Genomic DNA, 24693 nt, shown 5'->3' with positions numbered 1-24693 from the left:
GTTTGTTAATTAACTTGTTTTTCTGTATCTCAAAACCGACCACACGATGAAAATTGCTCCCATGAGTGTAATGACTCCAAAGTGTAGCAACAAATCGTTGAAACCACTGTTTTTGAGCATGATGAGTCGGATTGCATCTACGCCGTAAGTTACTGGATTTGCGTAGGCGATCCATTTTGCCCAATCGGTCATGCTTTCGATTGGGGTGAAAAGTCCGCTCATCAGGATGAAAATCATCATGAAGAAAAAGACCACGAACATCGACTGCTGCTGCGTTTCGCTGTAAACCGACACGAGAAGTCCCATGCCTAAAAGTGCGATCATATAGACCGCGACAAAAAAGTAGAGCAAGAGGAGGTTGCCCTGCATTTCGATGTTGTAAATGAAAATCGTCACGAATAAGCCGATGGTGAACGCCAGCATTGCCAAAAGCCAGAAAGGAATGAGTTTCCCGAGGATGAAGTGGCTTTTTTTGATGGGCGATACGTTGATTTGCTCGATGGTGCCGATTTCTTTTTCCTCCACGATGTTGAGGGCGGTAAGATAACCACCAATAAGCGTTACGAGGAATGCGAGGATGCCCGGAACGAGTGATAAACGGTAATTATAATGCTCGTTGAACCAGAATTTTGGGATGATTTCCAGGCCGGAAGTTTTCTTTGCGGTTTCGACTTGCGGCGTCATTTTTACCTGAATCTGCTGGTTAAAATCTTGTAGAATTTGCGCTAAATAACTTCCTGACAGTCCGGCTTTTGTTCCGTTGATGGCATTGATGGCTAAAAGGACTTTTTCCTGGTTTTCTTTTACCAAATTCTTCTCGAAATTGTTTGGGATTTCGATGATGAGGTCGGCTTTTTCGGTCTCGACATCGCTGTATGCTTTGGCGTAATTTTCTCCGTAATCCGTAATTTTGAAATAGCCGGAACCGGTAACTTTCCGAATCAGTTCACGTGAGTAAGTGGATTTGTCGTGGTCGACAATCGCCACTTTAACATCCTTGATTTCGTAGCTGGCTGCAAGTGGAAGTACCAACAGCTGAACCACCGGCATCACGAAAATAATTGCCAAAATTGCTTTGTTCCTGAATATTTGCAGGAATTCTTTTCGGATGAGTATGAGGAGTGTTCGCATTTCGTTAAGATGTTTGAAGACGATAGTCCGAAGACCGCAGTTTTCTTCGGACATCAGATTTCCGTCTTCGGTCTTATTCTAATCTAATTTTAAACTTTTTCACAGCAAGCGCAAAGAGCAGAATCATTGTTCCTGAAAGGACTAAAATATGTTTCCAGATGACTTCGATTCCGGTTCCTTTTATCATGATGTTTTTTACAATTTCGTAATACCATTTTGCTGGAATGACGTTGGCAACAACCTGTAAAGGTGGCGGCATATTTTCGATCGGGAACATAAATCCGCTGAGCATTACCGTTGGCAACATGGTTCCTACAAGGGAAATGAGCATTGCATTCTGTTGCGAATCGGTCATAATGGAAATCAAAATTCCGATGAGCAGGTTAGTGATGATGAAAATGACACTTACAATAAAAAGCAGGAGCAGATTTCCTTTGATTGGCAGTTCTAAAAGTGTGACACTCAGTACGATAATTGAAATCAATATAATCATCGACAGGATGAAATACGGAATTGCTTTTGCCAAGATGATGATGGATGGTTTCATCGGTGATACCAATAAAACTTCCATTGTCCCAGTTTCTTTTTCTCTTACGATGGCGATGGCCGTCATCAAAACGCAGATGATTAAGAGAATTAATGCCATCACTCCGGGAACGAAATTAGGTGCACCTTTCAGTTGAGGATTGTAAAGCATTCTGATTTCAGGAATTGCGCCGGACATCGGTTGTGCCGTTGTTTGGCCATATAAATCCAGCACAATATTATTCATGAAATTGATAATCTGATTGGCAAGGTTGATGTCGGTTCCATCGGTAATTAACTGAAGTTGTCCTTTTTTACCCAACATAAAGTTCTCAGAAAAATCATCGGGAATCACCAGAATCATTTTGATATGCCCGGTTTTGAAAGCATCTTCAGTTTCGTTGATGGATTTCAGATTCTTGTCAACCTCAAAATATTGGTTGGAGTTTATTTTCGAAATCAGTTCGAGGGAATTCTGAGATTTGTCGTGGTCTAATACTCCAATTTTCGTGTTTTTAACCTCGGTGCTGAGCGCAAATCCGAACAACAGAACCTGCACGATCGGCATCCCGAAAAGGATAAGCAAAGTTCTTCTGTCGCGCAGAACGTGCCAGAATTCTTTTTTTACGAAGGTTAATAACTGTTTCATTTTTTCTTAACTCAAAATTTCAAAACCACAAAATGCACAAAAGATTTAGAGATGGAACTGACTGCGTTTTAAAAAATTCACAAAATTGAAATCTTTGATTTCAAACTTTCTCATTCTTTTAAATGACTTTACATAATGATTTTCTTTTGTTTCTTTTGTGGTTTAAATTAATCTGCACTTCGTTTTGCGCCACGCGCCAATTGATAGAACACATCATCCATCGAATCGGTTTCAAATTGTTTTTTCAGGTTTGCGGGTGTATCAAGCGCGGATATTTTTCCATCCACCATAATTGAAACCCGGTCGCAGTATTCTGCTTCGTCCATATAGTGTGTGGTTACAAAAGTCGTGATTCCACGGTCGGCAGCTTCATAAATCATACTCCAAAATTGCCGTCTTGTTACAGGATCCACACCTCCGGTTGGTTCGTCTAGGAATACAATTTCAGGATTATGGAAAATAGCTACTGAAAAAGCGAGTTTCTGTTTCCAACCCAGCGGAAGTTCCGAAACCAATTTGTTTTTCTCGTTTTCCAAACTTAATTTTTGGATGAGTTCAGCGCTTTTTTCTTTCAGTTCTTTTCTTCCGATTCCGTAGATTCCACCGAAGAATTCCAGGTTTTCTTTCACCGTGAGATTTCCGTAAAGTGAAAATTTCTGACTCATATAACCGATGCTCTTCTTGATACTTTCGGTTTCTTTATAGACATCAAACCCGGCAACGGTTGCTTTTCCTGATGTTGGAACTGAAAGCCCGCAAAACATACGCATTGCCGTGGTTTTTCCTGCACCGTTTGCACCGAGGAATCCGAAAATTTCACCCTTTTTCACCTCAAAACTGATGTGATCCACCGCAGTGAAGTCGCCAAAAACTTTGGTGATGTTGTCGGCGACAATGGCTTTCCCCCTTTCCCCCGAAGGGGGAGCTGCGGTTGAATCCTGTTTGAATTGGGTGTTAGTCACTTCTTGTTATTTTTTGAAATATTTTTGGACGGTCATTAAAGTCCCCTTTGGGGATTTAGGGGATTGACAGCAGTCTAATGAAACTATCTTCAATACTCGCTTTCACCTTATTAATTTCAATATTTTCAAATCCTTTTTCCTCAAGGAAATTTTTGATTTCTTCTAAACTAAATTTTTCGTTTTGCTCCGCGGTAAGGTGAACAAATTCTCCGAAAGCATATACATTTTTCTTATGTTCAAAATCTTCAAGTGCTTTTAATACATCCGAAGTTCTTCCGGCTTTTATTTCGTAAAGTAAGTCTGGGAAGGAGTTGCTGATGTTTTCCGGAGTGTCAATCTGCAGGATATTTCCTTCCTGAATCAGCGCAATTCTGTCGCACATTGCTGCCTCATCCATATAAGGAGTTGCCACAACCATCGTGATTCCCTGTGTTTTCAGTCGTTTCAGCATTTCCCAGAATTCTTTTCTTGAAACGGGATCAACTCCGGTTGTCGGTTCGTCCAGAAACAGCACTTTTGGTTTGTGAATGAGAGCACAACTTAAAGCCAGTTTTTGCTTCATCCCGCCCGAAAGTTTGCCTGCTTTTCGGTCTTTGAATGGTTGTATCTGAACATAGATGTCTTTAATCAAATCATAATTTTCCTCAATGGTCGTATTGAAAACACTCGCAAAAAACTCAAGATTTTCTTCTACAGATAAATCCTGATAAAGGGAAAATCTTCCCGGCATATAACCCAGAATTTTTCGGATTTCTTTGAAGTCTTTTACCATATCGAGACCTTCAATGGTTGCAGAGCCGCTGTCCGCAAGAATTACTGTAGTCAGCATTCTGAAAATAGAAGTTTTTCCGGCACCATCGGGACCGATGAGTCCGAAGATTTCTCCCGGATTTACATCGAAACTTACATTATCCACTGCAAGAACTTTTTCGTTTTTCTTGCCGTAGGTTTTGGTGAGGTGATGTACTACTATGCTTTTCATATCTATATTTTTCCATTCTTTTGTCTTGTAACAAAAGAATCAAAAATTCAAGACTTGGATCTTTTTGCTAAAATTTGTAATCATTTTCTAAAATTTCCAAAACTCGGGCGGAAACTCACTTTGTTGGATTAAGAAAAATTTTTGCCGCCACTCAAACAGTGGAAATTTCTTAACGAAAATGTTTTCAAATTTCTTCACGCAAAAATCTCCTAGGTCATTTTTAATTATTCAATTTTTTCTTCGGTCTACGGTCTTCCGACTTCCATCTTCTAAAACTTCACATCGCCATACATTCCGATTTTCAGAAAGCCGTCGTTTTTCACGTGGATTTTTGCGGCGTAAACGAGGTTGGCTCTTTCATTTTTGGTTTGGATGGTTTTTGGAGTGAATTCTGCTTTTGAACTAATCCAATAAATGGTTCCGGGAAGTTCTTTGGTGTTTCCGTCACCGGAATCAATCAGCACTTTTACCTGTTGTCCGGTTTTTACTTTCGCCAATTGGTCACCGGTGATGAAGGTTTTTAAAGTCATTATATCCAAACTTGCCACTTTGAAAATCGGTTTTCCGATGGTTGCAAATTCACCTGCATTGGAATATTTAGTCAAAACCATTCCTGAAATCGGAGATTCGATGCTGTTGTTTTTCAGTTGTTCATCAAACTGCTCCACTCTTTTTGAGGTTGGTTTTCTTTCGCTTAAAACCGCACGGTTTTGTATCGAAACATTTTCCCTTGCAGCGACAATCTGTGAATTGAGCGTAGAAAGTTGGGTTTGAGCCGCAGCAATCTGTTTCTGAATCACATCAACCTGTCCGTTCGCATCATCCAGTTGTTTTTTTGTGGCTGCATCGGCTTTTACAAGGTTTGAAATTCTGTTGCGTTCACGAACGGCATTTCTCAACTGCTCATTCAATACCGATATATTCGCACGCTGAGAACTGATCTGCGACTGTAACACCTGAATTTGTGGATCAGCCGAACCGGTTTTCTGTTCGATTGCTCCAATGGTTTCAATCACCTGTTCTTTCTGCAGTTCCACACTTTTCGGGTCGATGAGTCCAACTTTTTGATTTTTGTCGAGCTGCATACCTTCTTCCACATTCAGTTCGAGAATGGTGCCGTTGGCTTTGGCGGTAACCATTACTTCATCGGCTTCGAAGGTTCCGGAAGCATCGTAATCGTGTCCTGAATTTTTGCAGGCGAAGATTGACAAAAACAGGGGAAGTATTATTAATTTTTTCATATTTTCTTGTTTTTGGAATGAATTCGAAGGTTAAAATATCGTTCGTTGCGCTGCAACTGGTACTTTGGTCTTTTGCCTTCTTTCTTTTATCTTGATTCTTTTGCCTTGTATCTTGTATCTTAATTATTAAGTTGTGCTTTCAAATTATACAGGGTCAACAGATATTGTATTTCATGCAAGATTTTTTGGTTTTTGGCGCGGTCGAGTTCGTTTACTTCGCGCAAGTAATCGCTGGTGGTGATAACGCCGTTTTCCAATTGGGCGAGAGATGCTTTTTTGATGCTTTCTCGAAGGGTAATCAGTTCGCTGTCTTTTTCGATAAGTTGCTGAATCTTATCGAGTTCATTGTTATTTTGTAAAGTCTGAAACTGCTGGTTGAACAGGAAGTTTTCCCGTTGAACTTCAATTTCCTGCTGCTGAATATCAATTAAAGCCAAATCATTTTTTTTTGTATAAAGTCCTGTGATTGGGATATTAAGCCGGATTCCACCGATGTAGAATACATCAAATTCATTTTTCAACATATTGAACCCCGGTTTGCCGTATCCGCCTTGAGCAAAAGCTCCAAGTTTCGGTAGATTCTTAGAATTGATAATGGATTTTTGTTGCTCCAGTGCCTGTTTCTGTAGATCGAACAGTTTCAGTTCCGGACGGTTATTTTGATTTTCGACTAAAATTCTTTCTGGTTTCTGAAGTTGAGTGTTTTCATCAAGGTTTCTCGCGATGAAGACCGAAAGCATATCCAGAAAACTTTTCTTTACGGTTTGAAGTTCAATTTTTTTCTGTTCCAGATTGATAAGTTGGGCTTTCAAAACATCTACATTACTTCGAAAAATAACGCCGTATTTCAGTTGAGCTTCCGCTTTTTTCAAGGCATTTTCAATATCAGTTTTTGTGAGTTCCACCTGTTGAATCTGTTCATCCATTTGAAGTGCTCCGAAAAACATTTGATTGATTCGTTCTTCCAGTTTATCGGTTTCCACTTCAGTTTTCTGCATTTCGATTTCTGAATTGATTTCGGCCATTTTCTTTTGGTTTGAAATCATTCCGCCATCATAAATGGTTTGCTGGACATCAGCAAATACTTTGTATTGGTCTTTGCTTAAAGGTTCTATCGTCATATTTGGCAGCGAGATGGGAAGTTGAGTTACTTCATTCTGATAAGTTGCCTGTCCAATAACATTAATCTGCGGAAGCCAACCCTTTGATGCATTTTCGATGTTGTACTGCTTGGTTTTTGCAATCAGATCGTTGCGTTTGATCAGGGGATAATTTTGCTTTGCCAAAGAATAAGCTTCTTCGATGGTCAATGTTTGTGCATTGACAGAGAAGAAAACCAACATCAACAAATATTTTAGTTTTTTCATTTTTCTAACTTAGATTTTGTGTTTTAATCGAGTTTTTTATCCCCCACTAACTATCCAGCATTGCTTTAATCCAAACGGGAATCAATTTACGACGTTCATTGACGAAGGTTTTGAACTCTACTTCGTTCATTACATTGAATCCGTTTAAGATTGGTCTTGCTACAAACGGAAAAACGGTCATACTTAAATAATTGATCAGAAAGTGAAAAGGATTTGCATCGGGTTTTCTTTCCTGGATCTGTTTAATGATATGGGCGTCCTTCACCACTTTTTCTATTGGCAGATAAGTGGTGATATCAGAATTTTTCTTCTGAATTTCGCTGATAATGAACAACGGAAGGTTTGGATTCTTGGAAAGAATTTCGAAATATTTCTCGGTCGCCAAATCTATTTTTTCATCCAAGGAAGTTTTTTGATTCGTTACAATCGGTATAATCTGCCCGAAGAGAAGAACGATTTTTACCTTCATTACCTGCTCAAAAAGTTTTTCTTTGCTTCGAAAATAATAGTTGAGAAGAGCGAGGTTAATCCCTGCTTCATCAGCAATATCTCTTGTCCTTGTTCCTGAGAATCCCTTTTCGTTAAAGACTTTGGATGCCGCTAAAAGGATTTTGTCTTCGGTTGATATTTCTTGGGTCTCCATTACATTTCTGATTTGATGAAACAAAGTTATGAATAAATTTTTTGATTTAAACAATTTATTTAATCAAATGATTAATTTAGAATTGGTCTAATTTTGATTTGCTGAGCTAATCATCGTGAACTTGATGTCGGCAAAAGATTAATAAATGCAATGTCTAAAAAAATAAAACCATCTAAAATTTCAAATTCAGATGGTTCTTATTACCCGTGAAAAGTTAATATCAATTTTTGATAAATTTCGAAATTTGGGTGTTTCCTTTTGTATCAGTTAGTTTAAGTAGATAAATGCCTTTAGGAAGTTGACTCGCATCGATTTTAGAATTGTTCAATCTCATCAGGTTCGAAGTGATAATCTGCCCGTTCACATTGTAAATTTCATAAGAGGCAATTTGAAGATTTGATTTTATCTGGATCATGTCTCTCACTGGATTTGGAAATATCTGAAGCTCTGAGTCAATTGTAACTGTACTTGTTCCAAGACTTTCTTCAGCGGTAATCTGCACATAAGAGAAATTGCCCTGCAAAACAGAAGCTGTTGACTGCCAACAAGCAGAGTAGAGTGTGCCATAACCCGGAGCGCTTGTTCCCGCTGCGTGAACAGTTCTGGATGAAATTCCGCTTCCGCTGTGGCGGATCTCGATCAAGAGATTGGTTCCTTCGTATAGCCATGTTTGATCAAAGTTGATCTGAAAGCTGAAATCATTTGGATTCGAGCCAACAGTAAGTGCTCCTGCTGGAATTACCAATGGACCGGTTCGTACCTGTGTTTGTGTTCCGACTACATTATTGGCAAAGACAAGCTGTCTGTCTGCAGGTTCTACACTGTCACTCAAATAAACTTCGTAGTTGTTATAAGTTAAGTCCGTAGTCGGCCAACTTGTGGCTGTACTTGCTGGTAATCTAAAAGAAATTGACTTGATGTGTTTTCCGTTGAGTGAGGTAAGCAATGTATTGTCAATAAGCAGCTGCAGCGTTCTTCCCGCATTTGCATACGGTCCTATGAACGACGTTCCCTGGTTATCGTCGGGAACGACCACGCTGGTTTGAGCTTTCATGGAACTGTTGGCAACTAACAGCAGAAAAGCTGTGAAAACGCTGAGCCAAAACCGATTTGTTACTGTTGAAAAAGGATGAGGAGTCGGATTTTGTGAATGTGTAGAGATAATTTTCATATTGATATTTTTTATAAGGTTTAATCAAAGTTAATAAAATTCTGAGTGATTTTTGAAATGAGCAAGAAAGGTGATTGAGCGGGGCGCTCCGTAGGAGCGCTATCTTTGTAGAATAATGTTCACGATCGAATAGTTGCGCTCCGTAGGAGCGCGATCTTTGTAGAAGATTTGTGATCCCAAAATATTGCGCTACTACGGAGCGCAATATTTGTAGAAATATTGTTAACGGTTGAATTGTTGCGCTCAGTAGGAGCGCAATGTTTGTAGAAATACTTCTTACGCTAGAATTGTTGCGCTATATTTTTGCGGATTATTTGCATTTGGGCTTTTCGAAATACAACCAACTTAAATCCTAGCCCCGAATGACTCTATGATATTTATTATTTTATGGAATCGTCGAAATTCCGTTGTCGTTTTGCAACGAAAATCACGCAGCGACGACGAAGGAGGAGCGAGGAATTGCAGTGGAAAGCGGGTGGAGTAGTTGTAAGAATCTCTGAATGTGTTGTTCCTCATGTAATTTTAGTTTCATATTGAAAAAATACCCCGTCTTCCTCGCTGACTCGGGAATGTGTTGCTCCTGAAAATATTTTATGTTTCTAATTGCAAGAACACCCCGTCTTCCTCGCAAGCTCGGAATCCACCCCTCTTTAAAAAGAGGGGAATAATAAACCCTTCCAAAAAAATTGAAAGGGTTTGAAATTTTTCTTACTGTTTCTTACAGACCAAACTGCTTTGCAAAGAGATCCGGGAAAATACCGATCGCGATGAGCGCAACCACGATGAACACTGCAACAATATTGTAGGTGAGCGTTACTTTTTCTGCGGTTTTGAAGCTGCTTTCTTTTGGGAAGAACATCGCCATGATGATTCTTAAATAATACGCGATCGAAAGTGCTGAACCTAAAATTGCAACCAATACCAGGAACGGCGCCTTTTCAATTGCCTGTGCGAAGACTGCAAATTTCCCCATAAACCCTGCTGTTAACGGAATTCCTGCCATTGAGAGCAATGATACCGCAGCAGTTACTGCAAGAATCGGTTCGGTGTGTCCCAAACCGTTGAAGGCGCTGTAGGAGGTTTCTCTTTTAAGTTTTTCAACCCAGATTAAGGTCATCATCACGCCAACTGTCGCCAAGGAATATGCGAAAAGGTAGAACGCGAGATTGTAGGAAGAAAGACTGTTCATCCCGAAGAAAATCAATCCCAGATAACCAACATGCGAAACGGAAGAATACGCCAACATTCTCTTTGCATTACTTTGCGCCAATCCCATTACGTTTGCAAGGAACAACGTAATGATAATCATTACTCCCACGATATTGATCCAGTCGCCGGTAATTCCTGTAAATGCGATTGTCATTATTTTAAAGAAAGCGTAGAAAGCGGCAATCTTCACTACCGACATCATAAATGCCGTGATTAAAGATGGTGATCCCTGATAAACGTCGGGACTCCACATGTGGAACGGAGCCATTGAAGTTTTGAACGCGAGCGCACAAAGCATCAGAATTGCACCCATTATAAACAAAGTATTGTTGCCTTGCGCAATTCCGTATTCGTGGATTTTGTAGAGGTCGAAACTTCCTGAGCTTCCGTAAACCAAAGCTATTCCGAAGAGTAGGAATCCTGTCGCAAATGCACCCATCAGGAAATATTTCACAGACGCTTCGTTGGAGCGCAAATCATTCTTGTTGGAACCCGCCAAAACGTAGAGCGGGATCGAAAGAATCTCAATTCCCAGGAAGAGCGTCACAATATTCTGGAATCCAAACATCACGATTGCGCCACATAAAGAAAACATCATCAAAGCATAAAGCTCCGACTGATGACGACGGTGGTTGGTAAAGGCAAAACTTCCCAAAAAGAAAAGCAGGATGAGGATTACGATGGCGATTTTGGTGAACAACGCAGCGTTCAGCCCAAATTCGAACATGGATTTGTACTGAAGGAAAAACGAATGTTCCGGAAGGAAACTCACATAAAATGCGATGATCAACCCCAGAATACCAATGTATCTCGAAAATTTACCCTGTTCGAAAACGCCGGCAAACAATGCAACGATGGCGGTAATGAATACAATTATTAAAACGCTCATTGAATTATTATTTTGTCGAAATCGGTTTCAGCTTTGCGGTTGCTGATGCAGATTCCCTTATTTTTTAATGTTTTTAATCTTTATTTTTCAGAGGTTCTTTTTCTAAAAATCCTCCGATATATTTTTTAGTTCATCATCGAAGTGAAGATAAACTTCAGTGAAGAGCCCACCATTTCGATAATCGGTTGCGGGAAAACTCCAAGCAGGATCACGAATACCACCAAACTTGCCATTACCGAAAACTCCACATCTGTCAAATCTCCGACGGAAGAAAGGATGCTTTCGTCACCTTCTCCAAACATCGCTTTTCCGTAAAATCTGAAAAGGTAAACTGATGAAAAGATCATCGTAGTTCCCGCGATCACCGCAGCAATCGTACTGTAATCGAAAATGGATTTAATCAGAATGAATTCTCCCACAAAACCATTGGTTAAAGGCAAAGCGATAGAACCGAGCAAAATCACCATAAATAGAACGGCAAATTTCGGAGCTACTCTCGCCAAACCACCCATCTTGCGGATATCTCTTGTTTTAAATCTTTTATAAAGAATATCACATGCATAGAAAAGTCCCACCACGTTGATTCCGTGTGCAAATGCCTGAACCAAAGCTCCTTCCGCACCTTCGATGAATAGATTACCTTTCACCGTCAAAATTGCTGACGCCATAATTCCCGCAGTCATCAATCCAACGTGGGAAAGGGAAGAGTAGGCAACCAGCCGTTTTGAATCATTTTGAATAACTGCAATCAAAGCACCGTGTACAACTCCGATAATGGCAAGGACCATCACAATCTGTCCGGAAATTCCTAAAACCGGAACCGGAGTAATCGGCAACAAATATCTCAGCAATCCATACACCGCCATTTTCAGCATAATTCCTGAAAGCAGCATCGATCCCTGTGTTGGTGAATAAGTATAAGTGTCGGGTTGCCAAGAGTGGAATGGGAAAATTGGTAACTTCACTGCAAACGCGAAGAAGATGAACCAGAATACCACAGTTTGTTGTGACGCATTCAAATCTGCATTATAAAGATCGGTCAGTGCAAACGAAGCAGAATGGGTGTAAACATAGATCAATCCGACCAACATGAAAAGCGAACCGACAAAGGTGTAAACAAAGAACTTGGTCGTGAACTGAATTTTCTTGTTTTCCTGTCCCCAAATTCCCGCGATCAACCAGATCGGGATCAAAGTGATTTCCCAGAAAATATAGAACAACAAACCGTCATACGCCGTGAAAACACCGATCAAACCAAACTGCATCAGCAGAATCAGTCCGTAGAAAGTATTTCTGTAGCCAGGTTTTTCGTTAAAGGAAGAAAGAATAATCAGTGCCGACAAAATATTGGTGAGCAACAGGAAAAGCATCGTCATCCCGTCGATTCCGAAATGGAGGTTACTCTTGATAAAGTTCGACCACGGATAATTGATTTCGTTCTGCAAAACTCCATCTACAGTGGGCTTGAAATCAAATCCCGAAAGCATGTAAAAAGTGAGGAACATTTCAGCCAGTGCGATTCCCAACGCCAAAAACTTACTTGCGGAATTTTTCCACGCGAATACCAACAACGAACCTGCGAGTGGCAAAAGCAGCAATGTTAATAACAGATACGACATTTATTATTGTAATAAAAAGTTAACAATTAAGATTATTCCGATGGCCAAAGACATGATCAGCACGTAGTTTTCCACGTTTCCGTTCTGGAGCCGTTTTGCAGCCCGTCCCGAATCTTCAGCTCCCCATCCGATGAAGTTCACAAATCTTGCGAGAATTGCTTTGTCGAACATATTACCAGCAACACCGAGTCCTTCCACAAACTTCACAAAGGTCGCATTGTAGAATTCGTCGAAAAGAAGTTTTCTGTTCGAAAGCCGTTCCCAACCAGTGTATTTCTCGTCTGCCAAAGCCATTTTCTTTTTGTCCACGTAGGTTTTTTTCACGAAGAACCAAACGGTGAATAACATCAGTACCGTTAATGCCACCAAAACCATCTCGGTATTAAAGGCAACTTCAGGAAGTTTTACATCGTAAACATAGATGGATTTCAACCAATCAGCAAGTTTTGCATAATGACCATGACCAATGAAATGCGGAAGGTTAATGAAACCACCGATCACAGAAAGGATTGCCAGTACAATCAGCGGCAAAGTCATATTGGTCGGACTTTCGTGTAGGTGTTTTCTCTGTTCCTCACTTCCTCGGAATTCCCCATGGAAAGTAAGGTAGTAAGCTCTGAACATATAAATCGCCGTAAGTGTCGCAACGATGAAAAGAATTACCCAAATCATCGGATTTTTACCAAAAGTGTTGGTCAGGATTTCGTCTTTGGAAATCATTCCTGAAAGGAATGGGAATCCCGAAATTGCCAATGTTCCGATGAGGAAAGTAATGTGCGTGATCTTAATTTTATCCTTTAACCCGCCCATAAATCTCATGTCCTGTTCGCCGCTCATCGCGTGAATCACAGATCCAGAACCGAGGAACAGCAACGCCTTGAAAAAAGCGTGCGTCATCAAATGGAACATTGCGGTTGTATAGGCGCCAACTCCCACTGCAACAAACATGAAGCCCAATTGCGAAACTGTGGAGTAGGCAAGAACTTTCTTGATGTCGTTCTGTCTTAAACCGATAAAGGCAGCAACCAACGCAGTTAGTAATCCCACAAACAGGATTCCGTCCATCGTGGTTGGAGCGAGCGAGTAAAGGAAGTTTGAACGAACCACCAGATAAATCCCCGCTGTAACCATCGTCGCCGCGTGAATGAGTGCAGAAACTGGAGTCGGACCCGCCATTGCATCAGGAAGCCAAGTGAATAAAGGAATCTGCGCCGATTTGCCGACTGCTCCGATAAACAAACTTGCCGTGATGAAAATGATGATTGGTGAATCGAGTTCGAATTTTGATGAATTCTGAGCTACCGACAAGAAATCCACTGCATTGGTTTGATAGGCAATCATACAGATCCCGATGATCATTGCAAGGTCACCGATTCTGTTCATAATAAACGCCTTTCTCGCTGCAGCACCGTATTCCAGGTTTTTGTACCAGAAACCGATCAACAGGTAAGAACAAAGTCCAACACCTTCCCAACCGATAAAGAGAATCAGATAGTTGCTTCCCATTACCAATAAAAGCATGGAGAAAACAAACAGATTCAGGTAAGCGAAGAAACGGTGAAAACCTTTGTCATGGCTCATGTAACCGATGGAGTAGAAGTGAATCAGCGATCCGATACCCGTGATAATCAAAATCATCATCAAAGAAAGCTGGTCGATGTGGAACCCGAAATTCACCTGGATTCCGTTCACTCTAAACCATTCGAAAGCGCGGATAATTCTTGCAGGACTTTCTGAATCAAATTTCATGAAGATGCTTAAAGCAATACAGAAAGATGCAAATACTACGAGTGTTGCTACACCTCCTACCACTGCTTTTGGCAACTGTTTCCCGAAAAGTCCGCTGAACAGAAACCCGAATAATGGCAAAAGTATAATTGCGTAAACTAAATTTTCCATCCGTTATTTATCCTCTTAATTTATTAAAAATACTAATGTCCACTGATTTTGTGTTTCGGTAGATCATTGCGATAATCGCCAAACCTACCGCAACTTCCGCCGCCGCAACGACCATGATGAAGAATACCAGGATTTGTCCGTTTCCGTCGCCTTTATAGCTGGAAAAAGCTGCGAGCATCAGGTTTACAGAATTCAGCATCAGTTCCACACAACCCAAAATAATGATGGCATTCTTGCGAACCAGTACGCCCAAAACACCGAGACAAAACAGTACCGTGCTGAGTATCAAGAAATACTCCAGCGGAACGGACTGTATAAATGAATTCATTTCTCCCATAATTCTATAAATCTTTTTTACCGATCAGTACCGCACCCACGATTCCCGCGAGAATCAGGATCGAGGCAAGCTCGAATGGCAATACATATTCGTTGAACAATAATCTTCCAAGGTTCTTCGTCAAACCTACACTTGAATCCACATTTCCTGCGATAGTTCCTGTCTGCATTCCACGGAACGCTCCCAAAATACCGATCAACAGCAATCCCGCGGTGAAAACGCCGATGAACTTCATGATGTTCTGTTTTCGGCTTTCATCAGCTTTGTTGAGGTTCAGCATCATTAATATGTAAAGGAACAAAACCATGATCGCACCCGCATAAACGATGATCTGAACGATTCCCAGGAACTGGGCATTGAGTAAAATGTAAAGTGCTGCGATCGAAAAGAAGGTTACGATTAATGAAAGAATCGAGTAAATCGGATTTTTGCCGAACACGAAGAAAAAAGCACTCGCTACAGCCAAAAACGCGATGAAGAAAAATATGATCTGTTCCATACTATTTTACTGATTTTTTTTGCAGTTCGCTCTGTCTTGCGGTGATGTCGATTCTCTCGTTGATCTTTTCCACAAGTTTGTCTTTTCCGTAGATGAAACTTCCGCGGTTGGTTTCCACATCCACCAATCTGTCGGTAAGGTAGATTGCGGATTTCGGACACGCTTCCTCACACATTCCGCAGAAAATGCAACGAAGCATATTGATCTCGTAAACCGATGCGTATTTTTCTTCGCGATAAAGGTGCATTTCGTCCTTTGTTCTTTCCGCGGCGGTCATGGTAATTGCTTCTGCAGGACAGGCAACTGCGCAAAGTCCGCATGCAGTACATCTTTCCCTTCCTTCCTCGTCACGTTTCAACACGTGGAGTCCGCGCCAAACTTTGGCTCTCGGTTTCTTCACTTCAGGATAGGCGAAAACTTTTCCTTTCGGCCCTTCTATCGCGTGTCTCAAAGTGATCACCATTCCCTTCACGATTTCAGGAAGGTAAAGCTTCTCCATGAAGGTCATTTCCTTGTTCGAGACCACTTTTGATCTGTTGGTAAGTTTCATATTGTTCAGGTTTTTGCCGTCGGTTATTACTTCCGGCAGTAAAACTTTATTCTAATTTAAGCGGCAAAGAAAATAATCACTGCTGCTGTTACTACTAAATTCAATAATGCAAGCGGAATTAATGTTTTCCAGCCAAGGTGCATCAATTGGTCATATCGGAATCTCGGGATCGTCCAACGAATCCACATGAAGACCACGATTCCGAAAATCACTTTTGCCAACATTGCCAAAATACTGATGATTCCTGCTGCGTTTTCGCCCCAGTTTTCTGAGACCCAGTTGATTCCAGGGTAATTGAATCCCCCGAAAAACAAAGTTGCAATCAGCGCATTCGAGATAAACATATTTACATATTCACCGAACATGTACTGACCGAAGTTCATGGAGGAATATTCCGTCATATATCCGTTGACCAATTCAGATTCACATTCAGGCAAATCGAATGGGTGTCGGTTCGTTTCCGCCATTGCAGCAACAAAGAAGATGATGAATGCCAATGGTTGGTAGAAGATGTTCCAGTTCATTCCATCTGCAGGAATAATTCCCCAGATTTTCCCAGTTCCCTGTGAGGAGGTGATGAAATGAAGATCGAGACTTCCCGCCATCAGAATAATTGCCAAAAGAGAAAGTCCCATCGCCAATTCATATGAAATCATCTGTGATGAAGCACGGATCGCACCGATGAGTGAATATTTGTTGTTTGAAGCCCAACCTCCGATCATCATTCCGTAAACTCCGACCGAAACCATTCCGATCAGGTAAAGTACACCTACATCGATATTGGCAACTTGGATGTCGAATGAAGTTCCGCCGATGTTCAGCGATTTTCCCCACGGGATAACCGCACCGGTGATCAGCGAGATAAACATGGTGATTGCGGGTCCTACATAGAAAAGGAATTTGTCGGCATTTGCGGGGATGAATCCTTCTTTAAAGAAGAGTTTTCCACCATCTGCCAACGGTTGCAGGATTCCGAACGGTCCTGTTCTGTTGGGTCCGATCCTGTCCTGAAGTATTGCCGCAACTTTTCTCTCGCCCCAAGTTGAGTACGCTGCAACTCCCAATGAAACTGCAAACAGGGCAACAACTAAAATTATCTTGAATGTTAATAATTCCATATTCTTTTTCTTGAAACTGAAACTTTACGGGTGAAAGTAACAGTCTTTATTTAATGATCAGATTATTTTGTCTCCTTTTTGGTTTTCGTCGCTTTCAGAAATTTCCTTGGCGTCTGGATTGTCGATCTGTCGGAAATATTCTTTTGGTTTTTCGTAATGGTTGAGCGAGATTACGGAGTGTCGGTCGATGTGTCTCGGTCCTTCCACGTTCCATAATTTCAAATCTTTTTTGTGGAAACGACAGTCGTTACATATCCATTCTTCCACTTCGTCGTACTGGTCTTTTCTTGCAGTTACCCGAATGATTTCGTCTCCCTTCATCCACAGTACGGCTTTTCCTGAACATTTGTCACAGCTGCAAGTTGCGTTCACTGGCTTGGTAAACCACACTCTGCTTGCAAACCGCGAAGTTCTGTCGGTCAAAGCACCTACAGGACACACGTCGATCACGTTTCCGATGAAGTCGTTTTCCAACGCTTTGTTCAGATAGGTAGAAATTTCTGCGTGGTCGCCTCTGAAAAGGATTCCGTGCTCTCTTTCTTCTGTGAGCTGATTGGCAACAAGAACGCATCTTGCACAAAGAATGCAACGGTTCATGTTGAGTTTAATGTAAGGACCGATATCTTCTGGTTCGAATGTTCTTCTGGTGAATTCTGTTCTCGTCGTTTCAAGACCGTGCTCGTAACTCAAATCCTGGAGATGGCATTCTCCCGCCTGATCGCAGATTGGGCAATCGAGTGGGTGATTGATCAGCAGAAATTCGGTAACGCCTTTTCTTGCTTCCTGAGTTTTTTCGGAGGTTACGTTTTTTACTTCCATTCCGTCCATCACGTTGGTTCTGCAGCTTGCCACCAATTTTGGCATTGGTCGCGGATCTGCATCCGAACCTTTGGAAACCTCCACCAGACAAGTTCTGCATCTTCCGCCGCTCGTTTCGAGTGGTTTGTAGTAGCACATTGCAGGCGGAACAGATTGTCCTCCGATTTGTCGCGCCGCTTCAAGAATAGAAGTTCCAGGAAGCACCTCTACTTCCTGTCCGTCAATGGTTATCTTGAATTTTTTTACTTCTTCGCTCATAATATTGCTTTTAGCTTTTTGCTTTTTGCAATTGGCTTTATTTTTAATTAAATAAAATTATTTTTTCGTATTAAAGGTATATCCAAATCCCGCCATAACCTGTCCGAACATAAAGTCCTGTCTCGCTTTGTCGGGTTTGTTGTTCAAAGTCGTCTTGATGTCGAACATATTGATATATCCTGCTTTTGCCTCAACTCTCAACATAATGTGTTTCCAGAAGACTGCATTTAAACTTGTTCTTAAATCGGTTCCAAATCCTGCGACATGAAAACGGTCGCTTCTTTCGTTTCCGAAAAGTTTCACGTTGCTCTTTGGAAACATCACTCCCAATCCGCCACCGTATCCCCAAACAATATCGATGTTTTTACTGTTTGAAAGTGAGCGGTATTTTTCCAACCCCAGGTTTTCATAATTCAGTCCGTCGGTATGCTCGAAGGTCAGGAATTTTTCATCTGCAAGATTTACCTGTCCGTTCTGAACCGTTCCCGCATAAACAGGATCCGAAATATGTCCGGAAAACTTCACCGTCTGATCCTGATCCATTACATATTTCATGTGGTCGATTCCCAGAACGAGCGCCAAGTTATCTTTGATAAAATAACCCAACCTGAAATTGTACTGGGTCACGGTAAACCATGACGGATCGAAATAAACCAATCCGAATTTCGTAGGCCGATCGTGTGCAACGACATTGTCCAGCTGGAAATCATACCCGTTTCCGGAAAAATGGATGTCGGAATTTGTGAACGCTGCTCTGTTCCAACCGTAGAAAATAAAAACCTGTCCTTTTTTGGTTAATGGATTTTTTATCTCCTTATTAATTTCGGTTGTCACCGTATTTTCTGTTTGACTATAACTGCTCAATCCAATCAACATCAACACCACTCCAAAGATCTTCTTCATCTTTATTAATAAACTTTTTTTCAATAGGGGTGAGAAGATTTATTATCGATAAGTGCCACGATATTAATAATCTCGTTTTTAAATAAATAGACCAAAGAATTGTTTTTGTCGATTAAACATTTCCTAAGATCCGTCATTCTTGATTTTGGACAAAATGCAGTATTGTCTGCAATATTTTTCACTAATTCAGAAACTTTGTGGTTAAATTTTTGAACTTCATTAATTGTCCATTTTTCAAAAAGATAATCAATTACATTTCTGAACTACTTCTTTGCTTTTCCTGACCAGACCTTCGTCATTTTTTTGACTTAATATATTCCGCCATTTCTTCCATTACCGATTCGTGGGAAAAAACATTATTATTTTTGATGTCTTCTAAACCTTCCTGAATATTCTTTATTTGATTTTCCGAAAGGTTTTTTGCCCAGTCTTTTTTATTTTCTTTATCATCAAAAAGTCAATGAAATCAGATAATTCTTCCAACAGATATTCGGGAATTTCTTTGATCTTGTCCGATATTTTTTGATGAAGGAGCGATTCCATTATTTTAACTTTTAATTATTCACTCTGCTTTTGCAGGAACAGGGATTGGATCTGCATAATTTGCCAATCCGTAATTCCTTGTCTGCGATTCAGGATTGTTGATGTGCCATTCGAACTCATCTCTGAAGTGGCGGATAGCCGATGCAACTGGCCATGCTGCCGCATCACCGAGCGGACAAATCGTGTTTCCTTCGATCTTTCTCTGGATGTCCCAAAGAAGGTCGATGTCTGCCATTGTTCCCTCGCCGTTTTCTATTTTTTTAAGGATTTTATACATCCACGGAGTTCCTTCGCGACATGGCGTGCATTGTCCGCAGCTTTCGTGGGCGTAGAATCTTGCCAAAGTCATGGTGTGTTCCACGATGCACTGGTCTTCGTCCAGAACTTCAAAACCACCTGATCCCATCATGGTTCCTGTAGCGAAACCGCCGTCAGCAAGTGATTCGTAGTTCATATATCGTGGTTCGCCGTTAATGGTTTTTAGCAAGAGATTTGCTGGCAAAATTGGAACCGAACTTCCTCCCGGAATACATGCTTTAAGTTTCTTGCCATCTTTAATTCCACCACAATACTCGTCGGAATAGATAAATTCCTCAACAGTGATGGTCATATCGATTTCATAAACTCCCGGTTTATTGATGTTTCCGCACGCTGAAATCAGTTTGGTTCCTGTTGATCTTCCTACACCGATTTTCGCATATTCTGCTCCTGTAATGTTGATGATCGGAACTACTGCTGCAATCGTTTCAACGTTATTTACAACGGTAGGGGATTCCCAAAGTCCTTTCACAGCTGGGAATGGTGGTTTCAACCTTGGGTTTCCTCTTTTGCCTTCCAGAGATTCAAGAAGCGCGGTTTCTTCACCGCAGATGTATGCTCCCGCTCCACGCTGCACGTAGATTTCAAGATCGTAACCGGTTCCCAGAATATTTTTTCCGAGGAATCCGTTTTTCTTTGCTTCTTCGATGGCTTCCTCCAAAATATCGGGAATCCAGGAATATTCACCGCGGATGTAGATATACGAAGTATTTGCTCCCAATGCGAAAGAGGAGATGATCATTCCCTCGACCAAAATGTGGGGAAGGAATTCCATGAGGTAACGATCCTTGAAAGTCCCCGGTTCGGATTCGTCGGCATTTACTACCAAATATCTTGGAACACCTTCTGGTTTTGCCAGGAAACTCCATTTCATTCCCGTTGGGAAACCTGCACCACCACGACCGCGAAGTCCCGAAGTTTTTACTTCTTCCACAATTGCTTCCGGGGTCATTTTCAGGGCTTTTTCCACCGCCTCGTAGCCGCCTTGTTTGCGGTAAACGTCGAAGTAGCGGATTCCCTCGATGTGTGCGTCTTTAAGTAAAAGTTTTTTACTCATTTTCTCTATGCTTATTGCAATCTGCTTGACGCTTCATGCATTTATATTAATTTATTAATCCAAAGCAAGCGCTCCCTGTCTGCAAAGTTCCAGGATTTCGTCCACTTTTTCTGTGGTTAAATTTTCATGATAAAATTTTCCGATCTGCATCATCGGTGCGTAACCGCACGCTCCGAGACATTCCGCCACTTTCAGCGTGAAAAGTCCGTCAGCAGTTGTTTCACCGTCTTTGATGTTCAGCTTCGTTCGGATGTGATCCAGGATTTTGTTGCTTCCGGAAACCATGCATGGTCCGGTTCTGCAAACTTCGAGAACATATTTCCCGACGGGCTTCATATTGAACATGGTGTAGAAAGTTGCCACTTCATACACTTCGATCGGTTTGATGTTCAGGACTTCGGCAACATAATCCATCACGGGAACGTCAAGCCAGCCGCCGAATTCTTTCTGCGCCAAATGCAGCACCGGAATAAGTGCGGATTTCTGCCGTCCTTCAGGATATCTTGTGATAATTTTATGTACCTGCTCTAAAGTCTCAGGTTTGAAAGCTATTGTTTCGCTCATCTTCTATAGATTTCAGACATCAGATTTCAAATGTCAGATTTTTCTTTATTATTTTATTAATGTCTGATATCTGTTGTCTGATATCTGACATCTCATTTTATGCGTCCAGTTCCCCTGCAATCACATTCATCGAGCACATCGTCACAATTGCGTCCGAAATTAATGCTCCCTGAATCATTTCCGGATATGCTTGGTAATAAATGAAGCACGGTCTTCGGAAATGCAGTCTGTATGGACTTCTTCCACCGTCGCTCACCAAATAGAAACCTAACTCGCCGTTTCCTCCTTCAACACAGTGGTAAACTTCTCCTGTCGGAATTTCGGTTTCTGCCATCACGATTTTGAAGTGGTATATCAGTGCCTCCATTTTGGTATAGACATCTGCTTTCTCGGGAAGGTAGAATTCAGGTACATCCGCATGGAAAGGACCATCTGGTAAATTTTTATATGCTTGCTCGATAATTTTCAAACTTTCCCAAACTTCCTGTTGGCGCACCATGAAGCGGTCATAAGTATCGCCGGAAGTTCCTACCGGAATAATGAAATCGAAATCGTCATAAGAAGAATAAGGACTTGCAACCCGCACATCATAATCTACACCTGTCGCACGAAGGTTTGGACCTGTAAAACCATAGCTCAAAGCTCTTTCCGCGGAGATTGGACCGGCGTTAATGGTTCTGTCCATAAAGATTCTGTTTCTTTCGTTCAGTTTACAGAATTCGCCCCAAATCCTTGGGAATTTCTTTAACCATGTTTGAAGCAGCTCATGGAATTTCGGCGAAAAGTCTCTCTCGAATCCACCGATTCTTCCCATATTGGTCGTCATTCTTGCGCCGCAGATCTGCTCGTACATTTCGTAGATTGCCTCCCTTTCACGGAAGAGATAGGTGAGTCCCGTAATTGCACCTGCATCCATCGCGATTACTCCGTTGCAAACCATGTGGTCCGCAATTCTTGCGAGTTCCATCATGATGACACGCATATAATCTACTCTTTTTGGAGTTTCGCAACCGATGAGTTTTTCCACCGTCATGTGCCACCCAATATTGTTGATTGGCGCGGAACAGTAATTCATTCGGTCGGTAAGTGTGGTGATCTGCGTGAAATTTCTTCTTTCTGAGATTTTCTCGAAAGCGCGGTGAATATATCCCACCGTTTGCTCGGAATGCAGAATTCTTTCACCATCCATTGTGAGGACGTTCTGGAAGATTCCGTGTGTTGCGGGGTGGGTCGGACCGAGATTCAGGGTATAGAGCTGTCCGTCGATCTGCTCTTTGGAATCGTACTGGTTCAGTATGTTGGAGAGTGCGTTGTCTTTCATAATATGCTTTCTGCTTTCAGCGGTCTGCGTTCAGCAATTTTAAGTGGTTATCTTCCGAACATTTTGTCGTCTTTGTCGGTTCTGGTTCCGTCTTCGAGGCGGTATTCCTTCAGCATCGGGTGATAGCCGAGTTCCGGGTCGTTCAGAATTACCCTTAAATCGGGATGCCCCTTAAACTTGATTCCGAAGAAGTCGAAGGTTTCTCTTTCCATCCAGTTTGCACCTGCATAAAGGTCGGTCATCGAATCGACTTCAGCATTTTCTCTTGGCATAAAGGTTTTCAGGCGAATCCTGAAATTGGTCATCATATTGTGGAGGTGGTAGATCACGCCGAGTTCCTTTTCGGGATTTTCAGGATAGTGGATTCCGCAGATGTCGGTCAGGAATTTTATTTCCAGTGAAGAATCTCTGAGGTAATGGATCACCTTTTTGATATCGTCCTTCTTGATTTCCAAGGTAAGAAATCCATAAGGTTCTGAATGTGAAATCACAGACTCCGGGAATTCTCTGGTGATGGCTTCTAAAACAAATTCGTTTGTCATTTCGTTTATTTGAAAATTTGAAGATGAGCTAACTTGAAAATTATTTCACCCAAATTTTATTTAATTTTAATCAAAAATCGCGGGAATCAATCTTCAAATTCCCGCATTTTCACATTTCCAAATTATTCTATTCCGTAGGATTCCAGGAGTGCTCTGTATTCAGGAGTGTCTCTTCTTCTGATGCTCTCGCTTTCGCAAAGTGCCTGAACCTGCATTACTCCCTCGATAATCTGTTCTGGTCTTGGCGGACATCCTGGTACGTACACGTCAACGGGAATAATCTTATCGATTCCCTGAAGAACGGAGTAGGTGTCGAATATTCCTCCACTTGAAGCACATGCACCAACGGCGATTACCCACTTCGGTTCCGCCATCTGCGTGTAAACCTGCTTCAACACGGGACCCAATTTTTTCGAGATCGTTCCGCAAACCATCAACATATCTGCTTGTCTTGGCGAGAAAGAGTTTCTTTCCATCCCAAAACGGGAAGCATCGTAAGTCGGGTTCAGAACCGCCATGAATTCAATTCCACAACATGAAGTTGCGAAAGGAAGTGGCCAAAGCGAATATTTTCTCGCCATTCCGATCACGCTGCTCAACTTGGTTGCAAAAAATCCTTCTCCCGAAAAACCTTCAGGAGCTTCTGCATCCATTCTAACTACTGGCTTGTTATCTGACATAATTTTTTCTGATTTAATTGATCAACTTATACAACCATCTTCATTGTTTCTATCTGTCCCAATCGAGGGCGCCGCGTTTCCACACGTAAAGGAAAGCGATGAAGAAAACCGCGATAAACATGAAAACCGCGAAGAATCCAGCTACACCGAATTCGCGGATGTTTACTGCGTAAGGATAAAAGAATACAATTTCCACATCAAAAAGTACGAAAAGTACCGCGGTAAGAAAATACTTCACAGAAAACGGGGTTCTCGCGTTACCCTCGACTTCCACACCACATTCGAAACTTTCATTTTTTTTGACAGCAGATTTGCGGCGTGAAGGCCCCAAAAAGTGGGTGCCTATAATTGAAAGCAAAACAAAACCGGATCCGACAATAAACTGAATGATAATCGGGATATAGTTTTCTGGAATATTCATAAACAGATTCTTTTACTTAATCTGCAAATTTACGAATTAAACTACAATATAGGAAATAGGCGAACTGAAAAAAGTCAGTAAAAAAAGTGGCGAGATTAATTTAGAATTGTTAAAAATTAGTTAATTCTTTCTGGCATTTTTCATCTTTTTCAGAATCACGAACGCCACGTATCCGATGTAAAGAAATAGGAAACTTGCAAACACGATGTTAATCAGCGCGTTGGTTTTCTCGTCCTGCACCTGGAAAAACTGATTGTAGCCGATGAACAGTGCAATCATTGCGATGTAGAAGTAGAGGTGTTTTTTCATGAAAGAAGGATTTGAGGTTTGAAGTTTTAGGTTTGAAGTTGGACGTTTCAGGTTTCAGGTTTACTCACAATTTTTTCTATTTTTTTTATTTGAGTTCGTGAATGCTTCGCATTTCAAGTTTCAGGTTTCAAGTGGTCGAGTTTCGTCAAAATAGATGAAGCAAATTT

The 24693-nt window shown here is 41.3% G+C and carries 25 protein-coding genes; all 25 read right to left on the bottom strand.

Features of this window, described 5'->3' with window-relative positions; genetic code table 11:
* Nucleotides 1–9: 9 nt before the first annotated feature.
* Nucleotides 10–1131, bottom strand: coding sequence for an ABC-2 transporter permease (locus MTP09_RS09740; RefSeq protein ID WP_243548221.1), 1122 nt, complete (start codon nt 1129–1131; stop codon nt 10–12).
* A 73-nt stretch (nt 1132–1204) separates the two neighbouring features.
* The gene (locus MTP09_RS09735; protein WP_243548220.1) at nt 1205–2305 is read right to left on the bottom strand and encodes an ABC transporter permease; all 1101 of its coding nucleotides are present in this window, start codon (nt 2303–2305) and stop codon (nt 1205–1207) included.
* A gap of 167 nt (nt 2306–2472) precedes the next feature.
* Complete coding sequence (locus MTP09_RS09730; protein WP_243551635.1) at nt 2473–3201, bottom strand: ABC transporter ATP-binding protein; 729 nt, start codon at nt 3199–3201, stop codon at nt 2473–2475.
* Nucleotides 3202–3322: 121 nt separating this feature from the next.
* Nucleotides 3323–4249, bottom strand: coding sequence for an ABC transporter ATP-binding protein (locus MTP09_RS09725; protein ID WP_243548219.1), 927 nt, complete (start codon nt 4247–4249; stop codon nt 3323–3325).
* Nucleotides 4250–4518: 269 nt separating this feature from the next.
* Nucleotides 4519–5490 (bottom strand): HlyD family secretion protein, encoded by a 972-nt coding sequence (locus MTP09_RS09720; RefSeq protein ID WP_243548218.1) that lies wholly within the window; start codon nt 5488–5490, stop codon nt 4519–4521.
* Between the two features lie 119 nt (nt 5491–5609).
* The gene (locus tag MTP09_RS09715) at nt 5610–6857 is read right to left on the bottom strand and encodes a TolC family protein (protein ID WP_243548217.1); all 1248 of its coding nucleotides are present in this window, start codon (nt 6855–6857) and stop codon (nt 5610–5612) included.
* Between the two features lie 46 nt (nt 6858–6903).
* Nucleotides 6904–7500, bottom strand: coding sequence for a TetR/AcrR family transcriptional regulator (locus tag MTP09_RS09710; protein ID WP_243548216.1), 597 nt, complete (start codon nt 7498–7500; stop codon nt 6904–6906).
* Between the two features lie 220 nt (nt 7501–7720).
* A complete protein-coding gene (locus tag MTP09_RS09705; RefSeq protein WP_243548215.1) occupies nt 7721–8671 on the bottom strand; it encodes a T9SS type A sorting domain-containing protein in 951 nt (316 codons plus the stop codon).
* A gap of 718 nt (nt 8672–9389) precedes the next feature.
* A complete protein-coding gene (locus tag MTP09_RS09700) occupies nt 9390–10769 on the bottom strand; it encodes an NADH-quinone oxidoreductase subunit N (RefSeq protein WP_243548214.1) in 1380 nt (459 codons plus the stop codon).
* Nucleotides 10770–10894: 125 nt separating this feature from the next.
* Nucleotides 10895–12388, bottom strand: a complete 1494-nt coding sequence (locus tag MTP09_RS09695; RefSeq protein WP_243548213.1) for a complex I subunit 4 family protein — start codon at nt 12386–12388, stop codon at nt 10895–10897.
* A 3-nt stretch (nt 12389–12391) separates the two neighbouring features.
* Nucleotides 12392–14287 carry an NADH-quinone oxidoreductase subunit L gene (gene nuoL, locus MTP09_RS09690; RefSeq protein WP_243548212.1) on the bottom strand — a complete coding sequence of 632 codons (1896 nt, stop codon included), beginning with the start codon at nt 14285–14287 and terminating at the stop codon, nt 12392–12394.
* A 7-nt stretch (nt 14288–14294) separates the two neighbouring features.
* Nucleotides 14295–14624, bottom strand: coding sequence for an NADH-quinone oxidoreductase subunit NuoK (gene nuoK / locus MTP09_RS09685; protein WP_243548211.1), 330 nt, complete (start codon nt 14622–14624; stop codon nt 14295–14297).
* Between the two features lie 4 nt (nt 14625–14628).
* Nucleotides 14629–15123 (bottom strand): NADH-quinone oxidoreductase subunit J family protein, encoded by a 495-nt coding sequence (locus tag MTP09_RS09680; RefSeq protein WP_243548210.1) that lies wholly within the window; start codon nt 15121–15123, stop codon nt 14629–14631.
* Between the two features lies 1 nt (nt 15124).
* Complete coding sequence (locus MTP09_RS09675; protein WP_243548209.1) at nt 15125–15673, bottom strand: NuoI/complex I 23 kDa subunit family protein; 549 nt, start codon at nt 15671–15673, stop codon at nt 15125–15127.
* A 56-nt stretch (nt 15674–15729) separates the two neighbouring features.
* On the bottom strand, nt 15730–16791 hold the full coding sequence (nuoH, locus tag MTP09_RS09670) for an NADH-quinone oxidoreductase subunit NuoH (RefSeq protein WP_243548208.1): 1062 nt from the start codon (nt 16789–16791) through the stop codon (nt 15730–15732).
* Nucleotides 16792–16848: 57 nt separating this feature from the next.
* Nucleotides 16849–17868: a 2Fe-2S iron-sulfur cluster-binding protein gene (locus MTP09_RS09665; protein ID WP_243548207.1), complete on the bottom strand. Its 1020-nt coding sequence runs from the start codon at nt 17866–17868 to the stop codon at nt 16849–16851.
* 57 nt (nt 17869–17925) lie between these two features.
* Nucleotides 17926–18771, bottom strand: coding sequence for a hypothetical protein (locus MTP09_RS09660; protein ID WP_243548206.1), 846 nt, complete (start codon nt 18769–18771; stop codon nt 17926–17928).
* A 396-nt stretch (nt 18772–19167) separates the two neighbouring features.
* Complete coding sequence (locus MTP09_RS14560) at nt 19168–19314, bottom strand: DUF2281 domain-containing protein (protein WP_396022218.1); 147 nt, start codon at nt 19312–19314, stop codon at nt 19168–19170.
* Between the two features lie 19 nt (nt 19315–19333).
* A complete protein-coding gene (gene nuoF / locus MTP09_RS09655; protein WP_243548205.1) occupies nt 19334–20689 on the bottom strand; it encodes an NADH-quinone oxidoreductase subunit NuoF in 1356 nt (451 codons plus the stop codon).
* A gap of 54 nt (nt 20690–20743) precedes the next feature.
* Nucleotides 20744–21253 carry an NADH-quinone oxidoreductase subunit NuoE family protein gene (locus MTP09_RS09650; protein WP_243548204.1) on the bottom strand — a complete coding sequence of 170 codons (510 nt, stop codon included), beginning with the start codon at nt 21251–21253 and terminating at the stop codon, nt 20744–20746.
* Between the two features lie 97 nt (nt 21254–21350).
* Nucleotides 21351–22574 (bottom strand): NADH-quinone oxidoreductase subunit D, encoded by a 1224-nt coding sequence (locus MTP09_RS09645; protein ID WP_243548203.1) that lies wholly within the window; start codon nt 22572–22574, stop codon nt 21351–21353.
* Between the two features lie 47 nt (nt 22575–22621).
* Nucleotides 22622–23116: an NADH-quinone oxidoreductase subunit C gene (locus tag MTP09_RS09640; RefSeq protein ID WP_243548202.1), complete on the bottom strand. Its 495-nt coding sequence runs from the start codon at nt 23114–23116 to the stop codon at nt 22622–22624.
* A gap of 122 nt (nt 23117–23238) precedes the next feature.
* On the bottom strand, nt 23239–23796 hold the full coding sequence (locus tag MTP09_RS09635; protein WP_243548201.1) for an NADH-quinone oxidoreductase subunit B: 558 nt from the start codon (nt 23794–23796) through the stop codon (nt 23239–23241).
* Nucleotides 23797–23845: 49 nt separating this feature from the next.
* Nucleotides 23846–24217 carry an NADH-quinone oxidoreductase subunit A gene (locus MTP09_RS09630; protein ID WP_243548200.1) on the bottom strand — a complete coding sequence of 124 codons (372 nt, stop codon included), beginning with the start codon at nt 24215–24217 and terminating at the stop codon, nt 23846–23848.
* A gap of 120 nt (nt 24218–24337) precedes the next feature.
* Nucleotides 24338–24526 (bottom strand): hypothetical protein, encoded by a 189-nt coding sequence (locus tag MTP09_RS09625; protein ID WP_243548199.1) that lies wholly within the window; start codon nt 24524–24526, stop codon nt 24338–24340.
* Nucleotides 24527–24693 lie beyond the last annotated feature (167 nt).

Origin of the sequence: Chryseobacterium suipulveris, assembly GCF_022811685.1 — a bacterium.
Classification (GTDB): Bacteria; Bacteroidota; Bacteroidia; order Flavobacteriales; family Weeksellaceae; genus Kaistella; species Kaistella suipulveris.
Note: the sequence above shows the minus strand (reverse complement) of the source record. Positions and strands in the feature narration are given on the sequence as shown.

Excerpts from the sequence above, each read along its gene's own strand:
- nuoF (WP_243548205.1), bottom strand. The coding sequence starts at position 20,689 with ATGAGTAAAAAACTTTTACTTAAAGACGCACACATCGAGGGAATCCGC.
- nuoH (WP_243548208.1), bottom strand. The coding sequence starts at position 16,791 with ATGGAATTATTAACATTCAAGATAATTTTAGTTGTTGCCCTGTTTGCA.
- MTP09_RS09725 (WP_243548219.1), bottom strand. The coding sequence starts at position 4,249 with ATGAAAAGCATAGTAGTACATCACCTCACCAAAACCTACGGCAAGAAA.
- MTP09_RS09675 (WP_243548209.1), bottom strand. The coding sequence starts at position 15,673 with ATGAAACTTACCAACAGATCAAAAGTGGTCTCGAACAAGGAAATGACC.
- nuoL (WP_243548212.1), bottom strand. The coding sequence starts at position 14,287 with ATGGAAAATTTAGTTTACGCAATTATACTTTTGCCATTATTCGGGTTT.
- MTP09_RS09625 (WP_243548199.1), bottom strand. The coding sequence starts at position 24,526 with ATGAAAAAACACCTCTACTTCTACATCGCAATGATTGCACTGTTCATC.
- MTP09_RS09705 (WP_243548215.1), bottom strand. The coding sequence starts at position 8,671 with ATGAAAATTATCTCTACACATTCACAAAATCCGACTCCTCATCCTTTT.
- MTP09_RS09720 (WP_243548218.1), bottom strand. The coding sequence starts at position 5,490 with ATGAAAAAATTAATAATACTTCCCCTGTTTTTGTCAATCTTCGCCTGC.
- MTP09_RS09700 (WP_243548214.1), bottom strand. The coding sequence starts at position 10,769 with ATGAGCGTTTTAATAATTGTATTCATTACCGCCATCGTTGCATTGTTT.
- MTP09_RS09735 (WP_243548220.1), bottom strand. The coding sequence starts at position 2,305 with ATGAAACAGTTATTAACCTTCGTAAAAAAAGAATTCTGGCACGTTCTG.
- MTP09_RS09710 (WP_243548216.1), bottom strand. The coding sequence starts at position 7,500 with ATGGAGACCCAAGAAATATCAACCGAAGACAAAATCCTTTTAGCGGCA.
- MTP09_RS09660 (WP_243548206.1), bottom strand. The coding sequence starts at position 18,771 with ATGAAGAAGATCTTTGGAGTGGTGTTGATGTTGATTGGATTGAGCAGT.
- MTP09_RS09640 (WP_243548202.1), bottom strand. The coding sequence starts at position 23,116 with ATGACAAACGAATTTGTTTTAGAAGCCATCACCAGAGAATTCCCGGAG.
- MTP09_RS09740 (WP_243548221.1), bottom strand. The coding sequence starts at position 1,131 with ATGCGAACACTCCTCATACTCATCCGAAAAGAATTCCTGCAAATATTC.
- MTP09_RS09715 (WP_243548217.1), bottom strand. The coding sequence starts at position 6,857 with ATGAAAAAACTAAAATATTTGTTGATGTTGGTTTTCTTCTCTGTCAAT.
- MTP09_RS09645 (WP_243548203.1), bottom strand. The coding sequence starts at position 22,574 with ATGAAAGACAACGCACTCTCCAACATACTGAACCAGTACGATTCCAAA.
- MTP09_RS09650 (WP_243548204.1), bottom strand. The coding sequence starts at position 21,253 with ATGAGCGAAACAATAGCTTTCAAACCTGAGACTTTAGAGCAGGTACAT.
- MTP09_RS09630 (WP_243548200.1), bottom strand. The coding sequence starts at position 24,217 with ATGAATATTCCAGAAAACTATATCCCGATTATCATTCAGTTTATTGTC.
- MTP09_RS09665 (WP_243548207.1), bottom strand. The coding sequence starts at position 17,868 with ATGAGCGAAGAAGTAAAAAAATTCAAGATAACCATTGACGGACAGGAA.
- MTP09_RS09635 (WP_243548201.1), bottom strand. The coding sequence starts at position 23,796 with ATGTCAGATAACAAGCCAGTAGTTAGAATGGATGCAGAAGCTCCTGAA.
- MTP09_RS09680 (WP_243548210.1), bottom strand. The coding sequence starts at position 15,123 with ATGGAACAGATCATATTTTTCTTCATCGCGTTTTTGGCTGTAGCGAGT.
- MTP09_RS09695 (WP_243548213.1), bottom strand. The coding sequence starts at position 12,388 with ATGTCGTATCTGTTATTAACATTGCTGCTTTTGCCACTCGCAGGTTCG.
- MTP09_RS14560 (WP_396022218.1), bottom strand. The coding sequence starts at position 19,314 with ATGGAATCGCTCCTTCATCAAAAAATATCGGACAAGATCAAAGAAATT.
- nuoK (WP_243548211.1), bottom strand. The coding sequence starts at position 14,624 with ATGGGAGAAATGAATTCATTTATACAGTCCGTTCCGCTGGAGTATTTC.